This window comes from Scytonema sp. NUACC21, assembly GCF_054684315.1.
In genome coordinates this window covers 25,079-47,131 of record NZ_BAAFZH010000104.1, presented here as the reverse complement: position 1 = coordinate 47,131, position 22,053 = coordinate 25,079, and the positions used below count along the sequence as shown (strand labels likewise).

Sequence of the window (22,053 nt, the reverse complement as noted above, 5' to 3'; positions counted from 1 at the left end):
TTGGCTGCTGGTGGGCAGTGCCCACCCTACAAAAATATGTTTCATCCTGATTTCATTTTTTTTGGAAATACTAAGTGGTAGGTGTATTTGCCTTGCGCTTAATCGAAAATGGCTGCAGTTGGCGATCGCAACGCAGTTGACACTCCAGTTAGCTGGATATTTCACAATAGAGAAAGAAACTTTTTGGTAATTCTTATTCGTCAGATAAAACTTATGCAGCCTATTTCTTGGAAAAACGGGTTTTTTGCCTTGACTTTTGTAGCACTAGCATATCTAACAGGGGGTATGCTAACATCCTGTTCTACAACTACTTCCCAAAACCAAAACCAATCTCCAGAGACCACAGCTGTAGAAGCAAGCGATAAGCAGCATATGCAACATGGTGGTACGGGGCACAATAGCCATATGAGTCATAGCATGGATTTGGGACCAGCAGATGCTAACTACGATCTGCGATTCATTGATGGCATGAGGTTACATCACCAAGGGGCAATTGTCATGGCAAAAGAAGCCGAGCAAAAATCTCAACGCCCTGAAATTAAGGGTCTAGCACGCAACATTATTATTGCCCAGAATAGAGAAGAAAATGAACTATTGCGGAAGTGGCGAAAAGAGTGGTATCCCCAAGCCAGCGCAGAACCTGTTATCTATGGTGGTGGGGGTAAATCTATTGTACCAATGTCAAAAGAACAACAGCAAAGCATGAAAATGCTTGAAGACCTCGGGACGGCAGATGCTAACTTTGACCTGCGGTTTATGAATGCGATGATTGTTCACCACGAAGGTGCCTTGGACATGGCTAAGGATGCCTTGAATAAGTCTCAGCGACCTGAGGTTAAGAAATTGGCTCAAGAGATTATTGATTCTCAACAAAAAGAAATCGATGAAATGAAGCAGTGGAGAAAAGCTTGGTATAACAAGTAAGTAAGATGACACAAATAAAGTTATTCGTCCTTGGTCATTAGTCCTTGGTCATTAGTTCTTTGCTCAACACAAATGACAAATGACAAATGACAAATAACAAATTTCACATCATTTTCATTTTTCAATGGCAGACTGGGAGGTACGTGCATGACTGGACTGAGATCGCGGTGTGGCACGTGCCCTATTCTTTTCTCCCGGTACTAAAGAAGTATTAAAGCACCATGTCCAACTCTTTTTCCAAATCATTGACAGCAGTTCGTTGTTGTTCCACTACAGTCCTGAGCTTTTTATTATTGCTTAGTCCCACAGTGGTTTTCGCCCATGCCGGACACGGAAATGAATTTCAAGGTGGTGAAACGGCTACAGGTACCACTTTTATCCAAGTAGAAGCTGAAACAGCGAAAAGGATAGGGCTGAAAGTCGAGCCAGTGAAGCGTCAACGGCTTGCGGTTGGTATTAAAACTACCGGGCAAATTGAAACTCTACCCAGTCAAAAAGTGGAAGTTACGACCCCAATTTCCGGGGCAAAAGTAGTTGAGTTATTGGTGGAACCTGGTGCATTCGTAAAGAAAGGTCAACCGGTTGCTGTTCTCACGAGCCCTGACTTGGTAACACTGCGCGTTGAATCTCAGGAAAAACTTGCTCAAGGACAAGCTGATTTGCAATCGAGCTTGGCTGACTTAAAGCGTGCCCAGGAAAACTACAAACGGTATCAGGAAATTGCAGCTGCTGAAATAGCTGAAGCACAAAGCCAAGTTGCTTTTGCTCAAGAAAAATATGACAAGGACAAAGAGTTGGCAGATTCTGGTGCTTTACCACGTCGCAATGCCTTAGAATCCCAAACTCAGCTTGCACAGGCAAAAGCCGAACTGACTAAAGCAAGCAGTCGTCGGGATGTCATTGAGGCTGAGAATCAACTCAAACGCGCTCAAGCAGCAGTGGATGTTGCAAAATCGCGTATTAATCTCAGTAATTCTGCTTATGAAACTCGGCTGCAACAACTTGGAAATCAAGCAAATGAGAAAGGATTGGTAACCGTAACTGCACCGATTTCCGGTAAAATATCTGATAGGGAAGCGACTCTCGGTCAATCCTTTGAAGATGCAGGTGGCAAGTTGATGACTATTGCCAACGATAGTCGAGTTTTTGCGACTGCAAATATTTATGAGCAAGATTTAAGTAAGGTAAGGACGGGTCAACGGGTCAATATTAAGGTTGCTTCCGTTCCCAATCGCACTTTTACCGGAAAAATTGCCGTAGTTGGAGCTGTTGTGGAAGGTGATACAAGGGTTGTACCTGTAAAAGCCGAAATTAATAATCCGGGTGGAGTTCTTAAGCCAGGAATGTTTGCAGAACTCGAAGTTTTAACCAACCAAGCATTGTCAGCTAACTTGGCTGTTCCCAGTTCTGCTGTTGTTGAGGCTAATGGCAAACAACAGGTTTACGTGCAAAGCGGTAATACTTACCAACCTGTTGAAGTCACTTTAGGTCAAACCTCAGGAGATATGGTGGAGGTGAAGACTGGTTTATTTGAGGGGGATTTAGTTGTCACTCAGCGTGCAACTCAACTTTATGCTCAATCTTTACGGGGTGGTGGAAAAACAGGTGAGCGGGAAAGCAAGGAAGCAGGAGAACAACGAGCAAGTTCCAACTCTTCAATGCCTTTGTGGCTTGGAGTTGGGGGGGGAGGTGCGATCGCGACTTTAGCTTTCATGGCTGGTGCTTTTTGGTCGGATCGCCGTACAAAACCTCAACCATCCGCAAAATTTTCTGTATTACCAGAAGAAGCTCCTACAGAACCCCCGCAATGGATTGACAACCATCATGTCATTCATCACGAGCCAACTGTTACCAATCAGAAATAAAAACACTCTATAAATATGCTGAGTGCCATCATTAAATGGGCGATCGCCCGTCGTTGGCTCGTTATCGTGGGAACAATTGTCATCACCTTTTGGATATTTCATACAATTATCCAAATGCCTTTAGACGTGTTGCCCAGTTTTGCCCCGCCACAAGTTGAAATTCAAACAGAAGCGCCGGGATTGGCCCCCGAAGAAGTCGAATCTCTAGTGACTTTACCTATTGAAAGTTCTATAAACGGGACTCCAGGAGTCACAGCGGTACGTTCTGCAAGTGCATCGGGGCTCTCTGTTGTGAAAATTATTTTCAGTTGGGGAACCGATACTTATCAAGCTCGCCAGTTAGTCACGGAAAGATTGCAGCAAGCCCAAAGCAAACTTCCCGAAGGCGTGGAATCACCGCAAATATCCCCCACAACTTCTCCCATTGGAACAGTGTTGCAGTATGCCTTCAGTTCCGAAACTACTTCCTTAATGGAACTAAGGCGTCTTGTAGATTGGCAAGTTACCAACCGCATATTAGCTATTCCTGGAGTCAGCCAGGTTGTTGCCTATGGTGGGGATGTTCGCCAATATCAGGTCTTGGTTGACCCAGAGAAATTAAAAGCTTTTAATGTCACTTTAGAAGATGTGGTAGAAGCTACATCGGCTGCCAATATAAATGCTCCCGGTGGTTATTTAATCACTTCTGACCGAGAAAAGCTCATTCGGGGTATTGGACGGATTGAATCTATTGAAGAATTACAGCAATCTGCGATCGCAGCCCGTAATGGTACGCCTGTAAAAATATCCGATGTTGCTGATGTAAAAATTGGTGCAGCGATTAAGCGGGGAGATGGTAGTTTTAACGGTCAAAAGGCAATTATTGTTGCAATCAACAAACAGCCTCAAGCTGACACTCCTACGGTCACCCGTGCCATCGAAGAAGCGATGAAAGAAGTGAAAGCAGGCTTACCAAAAGATGTTAAAATACAAGCTACCTTCCGGCAAAAAAGTTATATAGATTCTTCTATTGAAAATGTTAGAGAAGCTTTAGTTGAAGGCAGTATTATTGTCGCCATCATTTTAATACCATTTCTTATGAATTGGCGTAATTTAGCTATTTGTCTAACTGCCCTTCCCTTGTCCTTATTAATAGGGGTACTTATACTCAATTGGTTGGGGCAGGGTTTAAATACAATGACCTTGGGTGGGTTAGCAGTTGCTATTGGTTCAGCAGTAGATGACGCCATTGTAGACGCAGAAAATGTCTATCGCTGTTTGAGAGAAAACAAGTACTCACCTAACCCCCGCCCTGTTTTAGATGTGGTGTTTGATGGCTGTCAGGAAGTGCGGGATTCAGTCTTTGGAGCTACGATTATTACTATAGTTGTCTTCTCTCCTGTTTTTGCTTTAACCGGTGTAGAAGGTAGTATTTTTATTCCAATGGGATTGGGTTACATGGCAGCAGTGATTGCTTCGAGTGTCACAGCATTAACTGTAACCCCAGCTTTATGTGGAATCTTATTGCCTCACAGTCACTTACCAGAAAAAGAACCTTGGGTAGCAAGATTTTTTAAACAGCTTTATTATCCGTTATTAACATTTTCCCTAAGATATTCTGGAGTGATTTTAGCTATTGCAACTGCAAGTTTAGTTGCAGCAACTGTCATTGTTCCTTCCTTTGGTAGAGTGTTTTTACCAGAGTTTCAGGAGCAAACTTTGGTCAATACCCTCACTCTTTATCCAGGTGTTTCTTTGGAAGCAACCAATGCAGCTGGTGAAGCACTCCAAGCAGCACTTAAGGATGACCCCAGATTTCCTTACGTACAACTGCGTTCTGGACGTGCGCCCGGTGATGCAGATGCAGCTGGTGTGAATTCTGCACATATTGACATTGAGTTGAGCCAAAAAGGTATGGAAGATAGGGAGGGGGCAATTAAAAAATTGCGAGAGGAATTTGATAAGTTACCGGGAGTTGCACCAAATATCGGCGGTTTTATTTCTCACAGGATGGATGAGGTGTTGTCTGGGGTGAGAAGTGCGATCGCGGTCAAAATTTTTGGTTCAGATTTAGAACAACTCCGCACTATAGGAAAACAAGTCAATGAGGTGATGAAAACTGTTGAGGGCATTGTTGATTTACAACTTGAACCTCAAGTCCCGATAGAACAGATACAAATTAAGTTTAATAGACTTGCGGCTTCAAGATATGGTTTAACAATAGGAAAGCTTTCTGAAACAATTGAAACTGCCCTTAACGGACGAGTGGTATCACAAGTATTGGAGAAACAACAAACTTTTGATTTAGTGGTCTGGTTAAAATCAGATGCACGTCAAAACTTAGATACGATTCGCAATTTATTAGTTGACATTCCCGACAGGGGAGGTAAAATCCCTTTGGCACAAGTAGCGACAATTGACAGTGGCACTGGTCCCAATACAATTAACCGTGAAAATGTCTCCCGTTTGATTGTTGTTTCTGCTAATGCCAATGGCAGAGATTTACGCTCGATTGTGAATGAAATTCGGGATAAAATCAATCAACAGGTACATCCGCCTTCTGGTTACTATATCCAGTATGCAGGTCAATTTGAGGCACAAGAAAGAGCAACTCAAAATATTTTAATTTCGAGTGCGATCGCTTTTGTCATCATTACAGTCATCATGTACCTTTCAGTGAAATCTATCCCTTCTACCGCCATGATTATGATTAACTTACCTTTAGCATTGGTGGGGGGTGTTTTTTCAGTCGCTTTGACTGGTGGCGTTATTTCTATTGCTTCTTTGGTTGGTTTCGTCACCCTGTTTGGAGTTGCAACTCGTAACGGATTGTTACTGGTGGATAATTACAACAGCAAATTTGCGGAAGGAATGCCTTTGAAGGAAGTATTGATTAAAGGGACGATGGAACGTTTGAATGCTATCTTGATGACGGCTTTTACCTCGGCTTTAGGATTAGCCCCCTTAGTTGTCGAAAGTGGTGCGGGCAAGGAAATTTTGCAGCCTCTTTCGATAGTGGTGTTGGGTGGTTTGTTTACTTCCACAGCGTTAACTTTGTTGGTGTTACCAGCTTTGTACGCTAAGTTTGGCAAGGTGTTGATTCCCAAGCGTAGCTCATGATGGATCTTTGCTCTATCAAGTTTATTGCCCAAGACAAATTTGTTTGGCAGTTAAATTTAATTCCGGGAAAGCCAGGGAAATAATGCGATCGTCGCCTCGGAATGGCGTAATCTGGTATTCATCATCAATCAACTGGCAGATAGAAACTGTTGGTTGTTTAGGATTGCCAGTAAATTTTTTAGCTCCAATTCCAAGGTAATCAACAATCCAGTATTCGGGAATTTTTAGGTTTTCGTATTTACCAAATTTCATGTAGTAATCATCATCCCAATTAGTAGAAACGACTTCTACAACTAATGGAATTGAACCTCCATAAATTACCGTAGATTTTTTCTTCCATAATGGCTCATTCACAAGATTTGTCCGATTTAGTACTAATACATCAGGTGAATAGCTAGATTCACTTGTCTCAGGTTTTACTAGTGCTGTTTTTGGAATGAAGTAGGGTAAGTTTAATCGAATATATTCAAAGCTGATTCTACCTGCTATAAAGCCCACAACATCTTCATGGTCGCCCGTTGGTTGGGTCATTTCAACAATTACTCCATCGTGTAATTCGTAACGTCCCCCTGGAGGTCGCCATTCTGTAAATTCTTCAAAGGTTACTAATTTGGTTTGAGCTTGAGTCATTGCTGTATCATTGGTGACAGTTTAAGGTCATGATGCATTTTCAATATATCTACGGTTGCCTGACATCGTCCGCAACTTCATGCTCGTACATAGCGATTCCTATGAGGAAATTTTATCTAGGGGATATACAGAGGACGAGATAGCCGAAATTAAGATTCTCATGAGAAATTGGGATAAAGCATCTTATTCTACTTTAGCCAATAGTATTGTGGATTGTGCCGATATACATGATTTTGAGAATAATTATTTAAAATTGATTTAAAGCGCTAGTCACTAAAGCGCTTATCTTTAGACAATTTTGGTATGGCTGTTTATTTATTGTGTCCTAAAAACTGAAAAGCTGAGAGAACTTTGCTCCCAGCTTTGAATCAGTTTACTCCAATCGCTTAATAATTAACTACTTTATTTGTCCGACAAAATCTTCATACTTTACCCGAACAGTATTAGGTACGCTAGAAATATCAATAAGTCGTAGGGCTTGTTGATATCTTTGACGGCATGACACTTCTCCTGTAATTCTATGTGCAACTAAAGAAGAAGTTTTTATGGGAATTTCAATCATATGCTGAATTTCTTTTGGTGAAAATTCACGTATCATTTCCTCATAAAAGGGTTCTGCTTTTCGAGAGACTCCATAACCATTTCCAATGTAGCAACCAACTATTTTTTCAACATATTCTTGTTGCACAGTTAATGGTAACGCTCCCTGTCTAGAAAGTTCTGCTAATCGCTCTGCAAATGGAGGCTCATTATAAAAGTTGTTTACTTCTTGATGAACTGTCCATAGTTGATTTAGCGCTTTTGAAATTATACTATGCCTCTCTGACTCTTTCAGAAAACTGAGTAAACCTATTTTCTCAAAGAATCCTTGAGATATTGCGTGACGTTGTAGATCCCCTTTTGCTAAATACCCTGAATGCTGATTAATCAAATTAGATTTAATATTTGAGGTAAATTTTTCCTTATGCGGAGCACATAAGTCTATTATGTTTAAACGAGTTGGCTCTAATGAATCTGGATCGCAATATATACCATGAATTGTTCCAAATAATAATTCCCTTTGAGCATCATGAGTTGCATACAAACGTTCTAACCACAGTAAACACTGTTCTTCTGTAAATCGACAACCTTTAATAGCTGAAATAAAAGACCCAATATCAATTCCACGTGGTGAAGAGGATTCAGCGAGAGCATATTTTATACATCTTCTAAGAAAAGCAATAAACTCACGATCATCTAATACCCCGATTGTTGGGTGAGCTGCTGAAAAGTTATTACGAGTACTTCTGCATTGATCTAAGAAGAAATAACCCTCTTCTGTTATAAGGTTTATTTGCAAGCAAAGATTTAACAATTGACTATCTTGCATTTCTAAAAGATGTTTTTCTTCATACTCTTTACGGATTTGAGTAATAAGTGGCAACCCAAAGTTCCTGACTTTCTCCCGTAACCTTAGTATAGAAGCATTCCAAGCATAGTTGATTGCACTATCAAAAAGTCCCACACTTACTGCAATACACATTCTAATAAGTAACTCGCCGTGTGAAGAGATATTTGGGATGTCTCGTAACTCACGAGGTAAAGCATTCCACGCATATTCGATTTCTTCATCACTTGCCAGCACATTTCTTGGGATTTCTAGTGCTTCCGTAAATTCACGTATAGCAGGTAGTACATTTTTTGGTAGTGATGGTAGTTGAATTTTTACTGGAGAAATCGGCATAATTTCGGTCATAATATTTCTCTTTAGTCTCAAATTGTACTTATCTGGCAAATTTTAACACATAGATTGTTAAACACGGGCATTCCATACCAGGACTACAGCCCTTTGCTGATTTAAGTCTAATTCCAGACTGCTCAATTCAACGTCGTGGGAGATCGCCATTCTCTATCAATGCTTGAATGAAGGCAGTAGCTCATTATAAGGAACTAAGCCCGCGAAGGCATGAGTCACTTGTTCAGCAATCCGATGATTCCTATTCATTAACCAGATAAACATATTGTTCATAAATGAATATTTTCTGAAAGATTTTAGGAGCAAGCCAGTACGAATTTCCTCTTCAAAATATGCCTGATAAAGGCGTTGGCACAGACCATCAACCCAGCAAATTATTCAGCGTCCTGAAGCTCAACAGCCAGAGTTGATTCACGCCGCAGACCCTTCGGGTAGGTCGTAAACGGTTCAAAATTGAATCCAATACATTGATATCAAAACTATGTAGGGGCGAATGGTTGTTCGCCCTCCTATGTGTATTGCACTGAGAACTGCTTATTGCTATGCGATCGCCACAGCGTTGATTGCATCTCTAAACAGTATTGCAGATTTGGAATTCGCATTACGGAAGCAATTCTAATTCAGGAGTGCAAACCTCTGTTTAACAAGCATTGGAACGGATTGAATCGAGAGCGCTTTGCGAACATGGCGTAGATGTACCGTTATGATAGTGAGCTTTCAACATTTTCAGATGGCTCATGCTCATGCTCATGCGATCGCAAACTGTTGAAAAAGCTGTTTTGCAGTCAGCCGATAAAATTAGTCTTCCATACCTTAACAAATTTTGAATTATAGTTACAAAAAAATTAAGTGTAACTAGTATAAAAACAGTCCAATTCTTTTTAAGATTTTTATCACCCCTTGGGGTACTGTAGGTGCAATATTAATTTTTTTATCTTAAAAAAGTGTTACTAAAATAGTTCTTATTCACTTAGCTTGAACTTTCAGCAAATCTCAGAATAAGTTATAGGTATACTAAGACAATGACGGAGTTATACAACGAAGATCCAATTATGTACGGTCATGGCTAATGACGTCACACTTGTGCCCTTCACCGAGGGCGACGCAGCCCTGCTTTCGCGGTGGCTATCAGCACCACACGTAGCACGGTGGTATCCCGAACCACAAGAACACCTCGACTGGGCTTTATGTCCACCAGCTGGGGGTGAACGGGCGATAATCGCGGTAAATGGTGCTAGAGTTGGCTACCTGCGTTGGCAGGCTGTTTCCCGCGAGATACTAGACTGGGTTGGGTTGATGGAAATACCTGCAAACTCGGTTGACATCGACATCTTAATTGGTGAGGTCAGCTGCGTGGGACGGGGCATCGGACCGCAAGCCTTGCAGTTACTTATAAAGCGCCTGCGTGAAGACCCTTCTATTCCTCTATTAGGGCTTACCACCTCCATCCACAACCACGCGGCAAAACGAGCGTACAGCAAAGCAGGCTTTAGGGATTTGCGAGAGTACGATCCACCGGGCTACGGTAGGTGTCTCCTTATGGTCATGAACTTGAGCCATGAGGTCTAACCCGGACAAAGAATAGTTGGCAATAGCCCTCTTGTACATCCACTTCTTTAGCACACCCATTAAACTGTATGCGATTGAAAATTAGTCTAAACTCCAGAGGCTAATGCGAAAGGTAAAAATATGGCAAAATTATACCATAATTCAATAGTCTGACTCATTAGATAGGTGCTGTTGCTAGACAAGCAATTGACGGGAACGAAGACGAGCCATGAGCAAACCATTTAAGAAAAAAAAGAACGCCGAACTGCCACCAAGACGTAAGAGATGTTTACCCATGCCTTGAACTTCCTTTTGACTTCGTACTTTTTCATCCGCTACATAAATTCCTATTAATGCCTGATTAATCATCTGATGAAAATTTGTATGTGGTAATTGAGTAACGCTTTCATTCGCCTTTTTCACAAAATGTGTAAACCGTTTTGTCATTTCATTTTTGTTCTTATAGTAAAAACAGAAATTTAAATCGCCACCCTGACGATCTTCCTCTTGATCTATCAAGTAATCAAGTAAAATATGCAGCCCCTGCACCCAGGGAAAATAAGCATTTTTGATTTGCTGGATTAAGTTTTTAGAGCAATTTTCATGGGAAGCATAGGCAATCAAACAGAAAATTCCCAGTGTCGATCCAGCACACGCCGAAAATTCATACCAACTCATTTCAGGAAGGTTATCTTGATGTGATTCAAACCATGCCTTTAATCGCGGAACACGCTCCTCAATTTGCACGTGCTTATGCACTTGTAACTCACAATAGTATTTGGCTAGTTCATATAGAGCTAAAGAGATTTTTGGATAACCTGGAAGCTTTTCTAACACATCCTGGCAAGTTTTAACCAGTTGCTTGAGATAGCCTCCATCTTCTCTATCCTTACGAAATCGGTAATAATCAACACCTTCTTTTCCTGGTGTTAATGCATGAAACATGGATTCATGAAGAGCTTGGAAATCTTCAGGATCTAATGATGTACTTCTATCACACAGATTATCTAAATAGTCACTAATAGTTTGATAAGCTACAATAAAAGAAATAACTTCATGAATATTATTTTTAGCTAATAATCCATATATAGCTCCACCTTCACAGTGAAATGTCTTTGTTTCGATACTCATCAATGCCTGTTTGCGAAGCTCTAAATTTGGAATTTGACTGGCACGTTTTTTCCATTCATCTAGGTAATTATGAACAAGAGGAAGAACATTGCGATAAGTTCCTAACATTAGTGTCCACGGGCAGTTTGGAATATTCATAACCTAATCTGAATAATATAATTGCTAATTTCAAACACTGATTTTTTTGTACTATTTTGCAATTGGATAGCTCAAACCAATTAATAATCTGGAAATTTAATTTTTATCACTTACTTCAACAATTTAACTGCTAATGTGTGACTAAATGTCTATCAAAGGTTGTAATTATAAACATTTTGTAAAAACTTGAATGCATTAACTCCTTAGTTGTATTGACAAACACAACACTTCTTAACTGAAATTCAAGCTATGGGAGGAATTTCTGCAGATATGGTGGGGATATTATTAAAAGTAGGCAAAACTTTGATTCAACTATAACCATCTCTCACCATTAAAGCCCCTCTGGGGCTTTTTTTTGCTATATGGATATCTGAAAAAATTCTCAACAAGAGCAGAAAAACCGGATTTTTGGGCAAAAAATAAGAAACGTCATAATAAGCAAGCTTTGGAATCCGCTCCACTCTAGCTATTGTTTCTTACCAACAATTATGGCATTAGGAGCAATTACTCTGGGCATTGACAATGCTAACACTTGACCGTACAGGTCAATTAGTCATTGAGAAATGGTGGTGCAGATGGTGCGTGTTCTCTCTTAGAAGAAGGCACGCGGACATGATTTTACAAGGTGCTGTCTCCAGTTTGTCAGAAGAACAAGATATTAAAGATGTGGAGCAACAGCATAACATAGCTAATCAGGCTTTAGGGTACAGTAGTAGCCAATCAAATGAAAGTTAGTGAAAATCAATTGCGGGTTGGAGAAGTAGCACGATCGCTCCCACCACCACGAAGGATAACGTTACCCAAACTAGAGTCAAATTAAGTCTCATATATTGTTTCCCACCAGATAACGGCTTCACTAGACTTGAAAGCTTTAAATAAGGAATTCCAAGGATGACTTAGACGTTTTGTCATTTTTGATATAATAGTCATTTGGTTGAGCAACTACATCTATCCAAAGCATGAATCTATCAAGAGTAGTTATTTAACTTGTAGATTTTAGATGAGTGTTACCATCAAAATTTGATTGCCCCAATTCAAATTTAACTTTAGAGTGATGACTATTTTGGGTGCAGGGTTCATCATTGAAATGATGGAACCCAAGAGGTGTGCCTATGTTTTTGCCCCCTGGTTTTGGTGAGAAATATGTCATGACCGAGTTAGGCAGAATGGTGTATTATACCGCTGTTGGGAAACCGTGGTCTGACTTAGAGACAGAGCAATCAAGCGACCGGACGTTGGTTTTTCTGCACGCCTTTGGTGGTGGATCTTCTGCTTACGAGTGGTCTAAAGTTTATCCAGCGTTTGCCGCAGACTATAAAATCATAGCACCAGATTTAATTGGATGGGGGCGCTCTGACCATCCAGCACGAAACTATCAAATTGATGACTATATTAAAGTTATCGTTGAGTTTGTAGAGAAAACGTGTAACGTTCCTACAACTGCGATCGCATCTGGTTTGACAGCAGCTTTCACCATTCGTGCTGCAATTGCGCGACCCGATTTGTTCAAGTCTTTAATTTTGATTACTCCAGCAGGTTTAGCAGAATTCGGACAAGACTACAGCCGCAGTTTCTCCGCGCAGGTTGTTAGCATACCAGTTTTGGATCGTGTATTCTATATGGCTGGGGTTTCCAACAGTTTTGGCATTAGCAGTTTCTTAGAGCAACGTCAATTTGCCCGTGCAGAACGAGTTTATCCTGAAATTGTCGAAGCATACCAGCAATCTGCTCAACAGTTTAATGCAGAGTACGCTGCTCTAGCTTTTGTGCGTGGGGATTTATCCTTTGATTTATCTCAATACATTACCCAACTTACTATTCCCACAGCCATTATCTGGGGGAAAAAGTCAGAATACACAGGACCAGAAGTAGGTCGTCGCCTTGCCGAAATGAACCCTCAGGCAATTCGTATTTTTGATCAAATAGATGATGTAGGTTTAACTCCCCAACTAGAGCTTCCTGCTGTTACTATTGGGCTCATTCGGAAGTTTTTGCCCGCCCTTGAGGCAAAGGAGAGCCCTAATGGCGGTTCTGGTGTGACTTCTAAGAGCGATGGAGGTTCAGAGAAATATGAAAACGGAACAGCTAACGACCAGAATGTAGTGGAAATTGTTGACAAACGAAACTAAAATCACTAAACCTCCTTACAGGACAAACCTGTTTATAGGACAACAGACATCTGGTGGAGATTAACTATGCGTTGTCTACAGTCGTTGTAGAGACGCTTTCATTCAGCGCGTCTCTACATTGTTTTTCACCAGATGTCTAATATGGTTGCCGAGGGGCAATAACAAGTGTCCGCTAAAGCTGTAGTCGGTTCCGCATGCACTAAAGCCGTTGTGAATCAAAACGATTGACTAAAGGAGATACTGCAATCATTGGCAACCCTACAACCAGACAAATAAACCATTGATTCAAGTTCAGGGGTGCAGTTAAAAATAATTGATTCATCACCCTCAACTGACTAACAAGAACCTGTAAAATTATAGTGCAAATAATTCCAATCACTATTGCTGGGGCATCGCTAATTGTCTGTTTGGTACCACAAAGTTTATCGATAACAGCGCTTCCTAATTGACTAATACTTAAACGATAAAAAATTCTTCCTGCAACTAAAGCTTGAATTGCCATTGTGCGTGCAATATCAATATTTCCTGTGGTTTGTCGCGTCCATTCAAATACACCAAAGATTAGAATCCAGTTAAAGGCAGAAATTGCCAAGATACGACGTGCTAAACTTTTAGAGAGTAACGGTTGATTGGGGTTACGTGGAGGTTAGAAATTATCAACTCTATCTTGTTGAGACTTGTAGCACCGATTACCTAATCAACAATTCATAAATCATAAAATAACCAAAAATTATATACTGAAGTTTGTGCTAGCAATAGCCAAATAAAAATTGGTATATCAATTGGGTCACTAAGTATGATGAAGTTTTTGCGGCAACAGATAAGTTATCTTATAATAGGAATCGCGCTGTTTGCACTACTAGCTTCTTGTCAATCAACAACACCAACAGCCGAGTCACCATCTCCTACAGAGACACCTGCAGCAACATCCGTAACGACGGAAGCTCAAACTACACCGTTTTCACCTGTAGCCTATCCCGATCGCGAACTGGGAACTTCTCCCGCAGAGTTACCGCCATTACCCTATGATTATGGCGCACTGGAGAAAGTTATTGATGCAGAAACAATGAAATTGCATCACGACAGGCACCATGCAACATATGTCAACAACCTTAATGATGCATTAAAGAAGCATCCCGAACTGCAAAACAGAAGTGTGGAATCTCTATTGCGCGACTTAGATAATGTACCTGAAGATATTCGGGCAACGGTACGCAATAACGGTGGCGGACATTTGAACCACACTATTTTCTGGCAAATTATGAGTCCCCAAGGTGGTGGACAACCGACGGGAGTCATAGCAACAGAAATTAATCAAACCTTCGGCAGTTTTGATGCGTTTAAAAAACAGTTTAACGAGGCAGGAGCGAAGCAATTTGGTAGTGGCTGGGTTTGGTTAGTGCGTAATCCTCAAGGTCAACTGCAAATTGTATCGACACCCAATCAAGACAACCCAATTATGGAAGACTCGTACCCAATCATGGGTAATGACGTATGGGAACATGCATATTACCTCAGATACCGCAACCGCCGTGCTGAGTATTTAGATAATTGGTGGAACGTGGTGAATTGGTCGGAAGTCAACAGGCGGGCACAGGTTGCATCACAGAAACAGGCTTAAAAGATTATACACCAGCCTCAGTCAATGCCTGACTCAAAACATCTACCAAATTCAACTGTTCTGCCCATTGTGCAAGGTAGGCATAGTCCAAACTGTCGGCACACAGCTTGATTATCCCCAAGACATCACGCCACTGTTTTTCCGATTGACTTCCCCTACCCCACCGCAACTTCTGTAAAATTGTATCTTCTGGTGAGGCAACCCAAAACGCAGGTATCCCTTCTAAGTCGATTAACCTGCGATTTGCCATCTGTGACACTGCAAATGGTGAATCATCCATCAAATACAGGTCAGCGTTAGCGATTGTTTCAGTATGTGTGATATTGAGCATTCGCTCGCGCCCCTGCTTTAAATTCTCAACTGCACCTGCAGGACAATAATATCCTGCCGTTTCAAGTGTAGTTACCAACAAATTAATTTGCTCGGATTGAACTTCAATCACCAAATCCAAATCACGAGTTGAACGGGGTTCACCGTGTAGCGAAGCAGCAACACCACCACTCACGTAGTAGGGAATGTTAATAGACTCAAAAATTAAGTGAAATTCTCCTGCAAGGGAGATGGAATCTTGTATCCACATATTTTCATCAGTACCTTGTGGCTGAAAACCACAAGAAAATTTTTCTGCTAGTAAAGCGCGAGCAAATACATAACGAATTTTTGCCAAAGGCTCTTCACGATGTCGGGATTTGATCCCTACTAAGCAAAGTTTTTTCACCCCACGCTCATGAGCAGCGAACATTTCTATCCTTTGTTTAAGTGAAAGTTGCCGCAGGCGAGAAAATAGATAAATTTCTGCCTCAATGTTAGTATCAGCTGCTTGTGTTCGGTATCCCGACGGTATTTGGTTAAGTTGGGCTTGAGCCATAAATTTGGTTTCAAATACAATGCAATACAAATAATATCTAACGTCGTGCCATTATCTATATAATGATAGCTGCTGACTCGAAACCAAAAATAGCCATAACTATCTAGTTGAATCTCCTGGCACGTAGCGTCAATCGCATCGTAAGGCTGGTCTCCAAGTAACTCAATGAGGCGTTCCCCATCGCCATCTTCTAGCTTCAGTGTTACAGTAGGACGTTGCTTCCTTAGTTACTATCGCAAACAAGCAAAAACAGCGACGGAGATAAAATTTTACCTATTTAGTATGAGCTGCTTGCCCAGGATAAGCTGCTATAATAACAGCCTTGAAGGCTAACGAAGTAAAAATTTTAGCCAAGTGCAGACAGTGCTTGCTGGTACTTAGTTTATAACCTCTACTGTATAAATTTTATCATTTATCGAGAATTGGTATTAACTAATGAAGTTGTTAGTGCAATTAGTGGGTATAGGGCTGGTAGTTTTATCGCTTTTGGACATCTACTTAACTGTCCTGTTCCCTCGCTTTGGGAGCAGCCTACTTAGTTTACAACTTGGGAAAGGAATGTGGTGGCTCTTCCGGTTGATTGCACGTCTGATGCCCTTTAAAGACGAAAGAGTACTTTCTCATAGCGGTCCTGTATTGATGATTGCAACTGTTGTAGTGTGGGTATGCTTGCTAACATTTGGGTTTGCCTTAATCGTTTGGATCGATTTAGGTTGGGCTGTACAATCGAGTGATGGAACAACAGAGACAAGCTTTATCACCGCGCTTTACTATAGTGGCTTCTCACTGACAACGCTTGGAACGGGAGACTTGACCCCAGAAACAGATTTTCAACGACTGGTGATAGTCATAGAAGCAGCTCTTGGCTTTTCTGTCTTTACTTTAACGATTACTTACTTACTATCAGTGTACAGTGCAATTACAAGACGCCACACTTTTGCTTTGAGCTTACACCATCGCAGTGTCGGTACGGCAGATGCAGCAGAAATACTGGCAAGACTTGGTGCTAGTGGGGAACTCAGTGGTGTGCAGCAAGATATTTCTAATATGGCAAGGGACTTAATTAATTTGCTGGAATCACAGCATTCTTACCCAGCATTACTCTATTTCCGGTTTCACCAATGTTATTATGCCTTACCAAGGATACTATTTTTGGCAATGGATACAGCCACTTTAATTAAAAGTGCATTGAATACCAAAAAGTATCGTTCAGTAACGCATTCCACAGCTGTAGAAGAATTATGGGGTGGCGGTCTACAATTAATTGTTGAGCTATCTGGCTTATTTTTACCAAAAAACCGTTCAAAGAAGAATGATTGCATAGAACAGATGTGGCGCTTGCGCTACTATGATGCGGTGGAAAAGATGAAAGCCGAAGGAATAGAGACAGTAGATGATTTAGAGGAAGGTGTCTATTTATACATTTACCTCCGCCGCCAATGGAACCCCTATGTAGTAGCCCTGGCTCGTTACATGGCATATGACTGGAATGAAATAGCACCTCATGAAAATTGAAGAATGTTTGCTCTTGCAGTGTTAATTCTTCTAAAATTTGCATACACAGTCTTTGTAGCCATTTGGCTTTCTGCTTAAATGGATCTCCTTAAGATGTACTATGCTGTTACGGCAAAAACTGAAATTACTGATTATCGGTGTGAGTGTGGGTAGTTTGCTGTTAGTAGGTTGCAGCCAACAACGCAATTTTGAAGCAGAAGCCCAAACGCCCGCTTCTATTATGCAACCCCAACAACGAGAGGCGGATGTGCCCTACGTCCCAACACCTAAGGAAGTTGTTGACCAAATGCTGAAAGTGGCAAATGTCTCAGGTAACGATGTTCTCTACGATTTGGGTTGCGGTGATGGACGAATTCCTATTACTGCGGTGCAGAACTATGGTGTAAAACGTGCTATTGGCATAGAAATTAACCCCAAGTTAGTGCAGCAAAGCCAGGAAAATGCAAAAAAGGCGGGAGTGAGCGATCGCGTCACTTTTTTACAACAAGACCTTTTTCAAACAAACTTGAGTGATGCAACGGTAGTCACGCTATATCTACTGCCAACAGTTAATAGAAAGCTGAGACCAAAGCTTTTACAAGAACTTAAACCCGGTACCCGTATAGTTTCTCACGATTTTGATATGGGAGACTGGAAACCCCTGCGTGTAGTACAGGTGAAGGGTCCGACTCGCAGGCATACAATCTACTACTGGGTTGTGACCAAAGGTGAGTCACGAAAGTAGCCTCAGATATACTGTTACCTCAGCATTCGGACAGAGTTTTTTCACTAACGATTTATAGTTGCCAGTCATATCCATGCTGAACTTCTTCTATCTGAGATAAAACCTTTTCTCCCCATGCTCACATTACTTTTTCAGATGCATTTACATTTTGTAACGTATTTTTGTTTATTCACACTGACTTACTTAGAGGTTTGTAAAAAATCGCCGATACAATTCACAACCTACAAGGGCTTGAGCTCCAGAAAGTTTAATCAGACCCATACTGGCTAACTTGTGAGTTAGGATGGGATCTAAGGAAACAGGTTCATTGGCATTCAGAACAGTATCAAAAGCTTGTGCTAACTCAGGCTGTTGTTGCAAGGTTGCCCAGTGACGCTGTAAATGATGAGAATAAATTCCACTAGCAGTAGAAGCAGTTTTTAGCAATTGCGACAGAGTTATCTCCTTTCGACCCAAATGATAGAGTGCTAAATGTACAAGTGCTGGATGTCCCCCGACCATTACAATTAATTGTCTAGCTTCTTCCCCATCTGTCCAATTGAGTCCATAACGTTGGGCTAACTGCTGCACCTCTTCTTGGGTGAAAATATCTAATTGAATCGGTAGCCCTACATTGAAAGGAGACTGATTGAGTTCGAGAGGAACATAAATATCTGTTGAGTGAACCACAAGCAGACGAAGCTTTTGCCAAACGGGCAGCCTTTTCGCTTCTTCGTACCAAGAACGCAACAAAGAGAGAAAATCCTTGGCTACTTGGGGATACTCGAAAATATAGTTCACTTCATCCAACGCCAGAATCAAGGGAGTATTAATTGACTTTAGTAAATATTCCTCAAAGTAAAGGGTACAGCTAATTTTACTTCCCAAATCTTCATCCCAATACTCATCTAACATCGGTTGACGCTGAAGCTGGCGAGCAATGTTGGCACATAACCAGCGTAAAAGTTGATTCAAGTCGCTCAGAATTACCCCCTCGACTTGTTCTAGATTCAAGGTGATAGTGTGGCAGTTCTGGCGGTTCGCATAGTCAAGAATCCCCTCCCGTGATGTAGTACAATAATAATCTACACTACTACATTATCTCATTTCGGCAAAACTGGCATCAAATTTTGTTCGCTAAAAGCGATCGCATAATGTTTTGAAGAAGCGAGAAGATACAGCATTTTTCAAGTAAATGAAGTACATAGGTAGGGGCAAACGGTTGTTTGCCCTTACAACAACCTGTACCTCCTCGGCGTCGCAATCTACTGTAGAAGGTTATTATGCGTCTTAAACCTTTAATTTCAAGTCTCAGTTTTTTGTTAGGCGATCGCTATCATTGATAATATTGTTTCATCTTCAACATAATTGGTATTAAATTTTTACGGATTGGAGAGCGAATCGCGTTTCCTGAGACAATTTACTCGTTAATTAACTATTGACCAATAACCTGAACCATACTAATTGCCTGTTCGGTCAACTTCCACAGCATCTCTTCTCAAGAAAGACTAAAATCGTCCATCCCTCCCTTGCAATTTCAGTATAATCTTACTATAATACAAATATAATACAAAAATAAAAAACAGCCATGAATCCACTGCGGCAGGGAGACGTTTTGCTCATTCCTACAAAACAACAGAAATCTTCAGGAAAAAAGCTTCCTCACCTGACTGTGGCTGAAGGGGAAGTGACGGGTCACAAGCACCGCATTACTGAGGGCTTTGCTCAACTGTACGAAGAGGATGGAACTTTGTACTTGCAGGTGCTATCGGAAACAGCATTGCTCAGCCATGAGGAACACAAGGAAATTGAGGTTCCCAGAGGTGTGTGGATGGTGAGGATACAAAGAGAATACGAACCAGCTGGTTGGAGATATGTTGCTGACTAAACTGAGAAGCGAACAAGACGCGCTGATTTCCACATATCGGGAAAAGTGGCGCAAAGAAGCTCTTTCAACTCAAGAGGTTGCAAGGGTGGAAGTCACGGCGGCTGTAGAAGCAATCTATAGTTTGATAGGCAAACCAAAACCCTCCATCTATCATTTTGTCAGCCCCGTAGCAGCTGTAGAGCAATTTGACTTTTTAGAGATTTGGGGAAGTCAAACAGTCGATGTTGAAAGCTTAATACAAAACTTCAAAAAGCAATTAAGCCACGATTTGTGGGTAAAACTGCATTCCACACTGTATGAGGAGTTGCACCGGGAGTTGTGGAGCTCAATTGGGCGCAGAATCTACACTGCGTTTATGGAGCGATCGCGCTTAATTCACTCTTTGAATGATGAAGATGCATCCAGCTACTTCAACCCAGCCCAAGATTGTATGCCAACAGAGTACTTGGTCTCAATGGCTTGCTTGTTTGACTTTTGTGATTCAGTTCTCAATTGTTCTATTGAGCGGGAATTGTGGCAAGCTTATCAATTGTTGGTTCGACATTGCGGTTGGCTGTGGGCATATGAAGGGGTGTGTTTGGTGTGCGACCGCCCTTACCGTCTGGAGTTGGATTCTCAAAGATTGCTTCACTCTGAAGGATACCCGGCAATTCAACTGAGGGATGGATTTAGTGTTTATGCTTATCATGGCGTCATACTGCCGGAAAAATATGGGAAAGTTCATCCGCAGCAGTGGCGATCTTCTTGGCTATTAAAAGAGAACAATGCCGAGTTGCGACGAGTATTGATACAGGGTATCGGGTACTCCAGGATTTGCCAAGAACTGCGAGCTAAAGAAATTGATGTTTGGCAAGAGTACAAGTTACTAAAAATTGCAGAAAATTTTGATGTTGAACCCGTTCATCTGCTGGCAATGACCTGTCCGAGTACTTCTCACTTGCACGCACTGCGAGTCCCGCCGGATATTCCCAATGCGCGGGAAGCTATTTGTTGGGTGAATTGGGGGATCGATCCCACTGAATTTAGCGTTCAAACCTAAGGTTATGCTTTATCTTGCGCTATCGTGCCTACAAGGAAGACCCATGCAACTAGCTGCTGAAGAATTACTGAGCTTGGGTGTAGGTGGGTTGCAGCTGACACCAGGGTTAGTACCGACCCAGGGTTTTAAGCGTTGGCTGGAGGAAAAACAGATTAAAACCCGCACCCATCACGGTTTTAGCTGGCGTCAGTTCCGAACTAAAGTGTGGGGCGACAATGGTGATTGTGTTGTGGCTTCAGACTCGGTACATCCTCCCCTTAAGAACCATCCATGTGCCAAGTTGTGGAAAACCCGAGTTGCGTTGGGCGATTACCATCATTTGATACTGGAAACCATGTATCCGGAGTACTGGTTGGGCGATGGAGAAGAAGTGGCTTGGGCAATGGATTTGGGATTGCAGTTAGCGGTTGATGTTTCTCACATTTACATTCAGTTGTGCCAAGGGGCGATGGGTGAAGATGTTTGGAGGCGGCTGCAAGGGTACGAATATATCAAAGAGTTACACGTATCAAGCAATACGGGACGTGCTGACACGCATCAACCCATGACTCAAGAATCTTTTGGTTTGGATTGGGTCAAAGAGCGTTCAGGTGATGGAATACCCGTTATTTTGGAGTGTTACTTGCACAAACTTTCTCCCGCACAACGTATCGAACAGGTAGAGCAATGGAACTAGAACACCTTTACACTAAAAAACAAGCAGCACAACTTCGGCAGCAGTTGATGGATGGGTTTGTCATACCTATCGTGCAGATGAACTTTCAGAAATATCCGACTTTGCGATCGGCGGCAATGATGGTGGCCCAATATTGGGATGATGAAGCATCGGATGCCGTCCACCATTGCTTGATTTATTCTGTTTTAGATACGCCCGATTTAGAAGCAGCAGCCAAGGCAGATGTTAACTATAGTCAAGATAAGGTGAACCTTAAGGGTCTCGGGCGTTTGGATAATAGAGCTTATTCTGTACAGCGCAATGGGCAAGAGATGTATTGGCCGGACAACCACGACGCCATCCCTGCATTTGCTGCTTATTGTAAAGAAGGTTGTCATCAATCTATGGATACTTTTGAGGCTTACACTCCCTATGCCATACTCCGCCGTCAAGACAATGCGATTGACATTGAGGTGGTTGGGAAGATGTTGCGTCCTTGGTTGGATGGGATTAAGCCGGATTGGGAGCGGTAGAGTTGGAGGGAGTGTGAGATGAGTTGAGAGGA

Annotated in this window: 19 protein-coding genes and 2 pseudogenes; 14 read left to right on the top strand and 7 right to left on the bottom strand. The window is 41.7% G+C overall.

Features of this window, described 5'->3' with window-relative positions; genetic code table 11:
• Positions 1–213 precede the first annotated feature (213 nt).
• The 3 genes from ACYRY3_RS35735 to ACYRY3_RS35725 all read left to right on the top strand — a co-directional run bounded on the left by ACYRY3_RS35735 (position 214) and on the right by ACYRY3_RS35725 (position 5,888).
• Positions 214–924 carry a DUF305 domain-containing protein gene (locus ACYRY3_RS35735; protein WP_460206649.1) on the top strand — a complete coding sequence of 237 codons (711 nt, stop codon included), beginning with the start codon at positions 214–216 and terminating at the stop codon, positions 922–924.
• A gap of 221 nt (positions 925–1,145) precedes the next feature.
• A complete protein-coding gene (locus ACYRY3_RS35730; RefSeq protein ID WP_460206438.1) occupies positions 1,146–2,789 on the top strand; it encodes an efflux RND transporter periplasmic adaptor subunit in 1,644 nt (547 codons plus the stop codon).
• A 15-nt stretch (positions 2,790–2,804) separates the two neighbouring features.
• Positions 2,805–5,888 (top strand): efflux RND transporter permease subunit, encoded by a 3,084-nt coding sequence (locus ACYRY3_RS35725; protein ID WP_460206436.1) that lies wholly within the window; start codon positions 2,805–2,807, stop codon positions 5,886–5,888.
• Positions 5,889–5,909: 21 nt separating this feature from the next.
• Here ACYRY3_RS35725 and ACYRY3_RS35720 read toward each other — a convergent pair whose 3' ends face one another.
• Both ACYRY3_RS35720 and ACYRY3_RS35715 read right to left on the bottom strand, forming a co-directional pair.
• A complete protein-coding gene (locus tag ACYRY3_RS35720; RefSeq protein ID WP_460206434.1) occupies positions 5,910–6,518 on the bottom strand; it encodes a Uma2 family endonuclease in 609 nt (202 codons plus the stop codon).
• A 397-nt stretch (positions 6,519–6,915) separates the two neighbouring features.
• Complete coding sequence (locus ACYRY3_RS35715; RefSeq protein ID WP_460206432.1) at positions 6,916–8,253, bottom strand: hypothetical protein; 1,338 nt, start codon at positions 8,251–8,253, stop codon at positions 6,916–6,918.
• 493 nt (positions 8,254–8,746) lie between these two features.
• Between ACYRY3_RS35715 and ACYRY3_RS35710 the strand changes: the two genes are divergently transcribed.
• Both ACYRY3_RS35710 and ACYRY3_RS35705 read left to right on the top strand, forming a co-directional pair.
• Positions 8,747–8,872: a hypothetical protein gene (locus tag ACYRY3_RS35710; protein WP_460206430.1), complete on the top strand. Its 126-nt coding sequence runs from the start codon at positions 8,747–8,749 to the stop codon at positions 8,870–8,872.
• Positions 8,873–9,315: 443 nt separating this feature from the next.
• Positions 9,316–9,822 carry a GNAT family N-acetyltransferase gene (locus tag ACYRY3_RS35705; RefSeq protein ID WP_460206428.1) on the top strand — a complete coding sequence of 169 codons (507 nt, stop codon included), beginning with the start codon at positions 9,316–9,318 and terminating at the stop codon, positions 9,820–9,822.
• Between the two features lie 174 nt (positions 9,823–9,996).
• Here the strand turns inward: ACYRY3_RS35705 and ACYRY3_RS35700 are convergent, their stop codons facing one another.
• A complete protein-coding gene (locus ACYRY3_RS35700) occupies positions 9,997–11,070 on the bottom strand; it encodes a tetraprenyl-beta-curcumene synthase family protein (protein WP_460206427.1) in 1,074 nt (357 codons plus the stop codon).
• A 522-nt stretch (positions 11,071–11,592) separates the two neighbouring features.
• Between ACYRY3_RS35700 and ACYRY3_RS35695 the strand changes: the two genes are divergently transcribed.
• Together ACYRY3_RS35695 and ACYRY3_RS35690 are read left to right on the top strand one after the other, a co-directional pair.
• On the top strand, positions 11,593–11,805 hold the full coding sequence (locus ACYRY3_RS35695; RefSeq protein ID WP_460206425.1) for a hypothetical protein: 213 nt from the start codon (positions 11,593–11,595) through the stop codon (positions 11,803–11,805).
• Between the two features lie 377 nt (positions 11,806–12,182).
• Complete coding sequence (locus ACYRY3_RS35690) at positions 12,183–13,199, top strand: alpha/beta fold hydrolase (RefSeq protein WP_460206423.1); 1,017 nt, start codon at positions 12,183–12,185, stop codon at positions 13,197–13,199.
• Positions 13,200–13,398: 199 nt separating this feature from the next.
• Here ACYRY3_RS35690 and ACYRY3_RS35685 read toward each other — a convergent pair.
• Positions 13,399–13,845, bottom strand: a pseudogene (locus ACYRY3_RS35685) (cation transporting ATPase C-terminal domain-containing protein); the annotation flags it as partial.
• Between the two features lie 150 nt (positions 13,846–13,995).
• Between ACYRY3_RS35685 and ACYRY3_RS35680 the strand changes: the two are divergent.
• Positions 13,996–14,820 (top strand): superoxide dismutase, encoded by an 825-nt coding sequence (locus ACYRY3_RS35680; RefSeq protein WP_460206421.1) that lies wholly within the window; start codon positions 13,996–13,998, stop codon positions 14,818–14,820.
• 4 nt (positions 14,821–14,824) lie between these two features.
• Here the strand turns inward: ACYRY3_RS35680 and ACYRY3_RS35675 are convergent, their stop codons facing one another.
• On the bottom strand, positions 14,825–15,688 hold the full coding sequence (locus tag ACYRY3_RS35675; RefSeq protein ID WP_460206419.1) for a hypothetical protein: 864 nt from the start codon (positions 15,686–15,688) through the stop codon (positions 14,825–14,827).
• A 435-nt stretch (positions 15,689–16,123) separates the two neighbouring features.
• Here ACYRY3_RS35675 and ACYRY3_RS35670 point away from each other — a divergent pair, with 435 nt between their 5' ends.
• A complete protein-coding gene (locus ACYRY3_RS35670) occupies positions 16,124–17,203 on the top strand; it encodes a potassium channel family protein (protein WP_460206417.1) in 1,080 nt (359 codons plus the stop codon).
• Positions 17,204–17,303: 100 nt separating this feature from the next.
• A complete protein-coding gene (locus tag ACYRY3_RS35665) occupies positions 17,304–17,927 on the top strand; it encodes an SAM-dependent methyltransferase (RefSeq protein ID WP_460206416.1) in 624 nt (207 codons plus the stop codon).
• A gap of 9 nt (positions 17,928–17,936) precedes the next feature.
• Here ACYRY3_RS35665 and ACYRY3_RS35660 read toward each other — a convergent pair.
• Together ACYRY3_RS35660 and ACYRY3_RS35655 are read right to left on the bottom strand one after the other, a co-directional pair.
• Positions 17,937–18,042: pseudogene (locus ACYRY3_RS35660) on the bottom strand (transposase); the annotation flags it as partial.
• A gap of 68 nt (positions 18,043–18,110) precedes the next feature.
• Positions 18,111–18,962, bottom strand: coding sequence for an AAA-like domain-containing protein (locus tag ACYRY3_RS35655; protein ID WP_460206648.1), 852 nt, complete (start codon positions 18,960–18,962; stop codon positions 18,111–18,113).
• A 532-nt stretch (positions 18,963–19,494) separates the two neighbouring features.
• Between ACYRY3_RS35655 and ACYRY3_RS35650 the strand changes: the two genes are divergently transcribed.
• Genes ACYRY3_RS35650 through ACYRY3_RS35635 form a run of 4 tightly spaced genes read left to right on the top strand, consistent with a single transcriptional unit; the run spans position 19,495 to position 22,021 of the window.
• Positions 19,495–19,794, top strand: a complete 300-nt coding sequence (locus tag ACYRY3_RS35650; protein ID WP_460206415.1) for a hypothetical protein — start codon at positions 19,495–19,497, stop codon at positions 19,792–19,794.
• Entirely contained in the window at positions 19,781–20,833 is a 1,053-nt protein-coding gene (locus ACYRY3_RS35645) for a DUF6745 domain-containing protein (protein WP_460206414.1), read from the top strand. The genes ACYRY3_RS35650 and ACYRY3_RS35645 overlap by 14 nt, the downstream gene beginning before the upstream one ends.
• A gap of 43 nt (positions 20,834–20,876) precedes the next feature.
• Complete coding sequence (locus ACYRY3_RS35640) at positions 20,877–21,509, top strand: hypothetical protein (RefSeq protein ID WP_460206413.1); 633 nt, start codon at positions 20,877–20,879, stop codon at positions 21,507–21,509.
• Positions 21,500–22,021 (top strand): hypothetical protein, encoded by a 522-nt coding sequence (locus tag ACYRY3_RS35635; RefSeq protein WP_460206412.1) that lies wholly within the window; start codon positions 21,500–21,502, stop codon positions 22,019–22,021. Before ACYRY3_RS35640 ends, ACYRY3_RS35635 begins: the two co-directional genes overlap by 10 nt.
• Positions 22,022–22,053 lie beyond the last annotated feature (32 nt).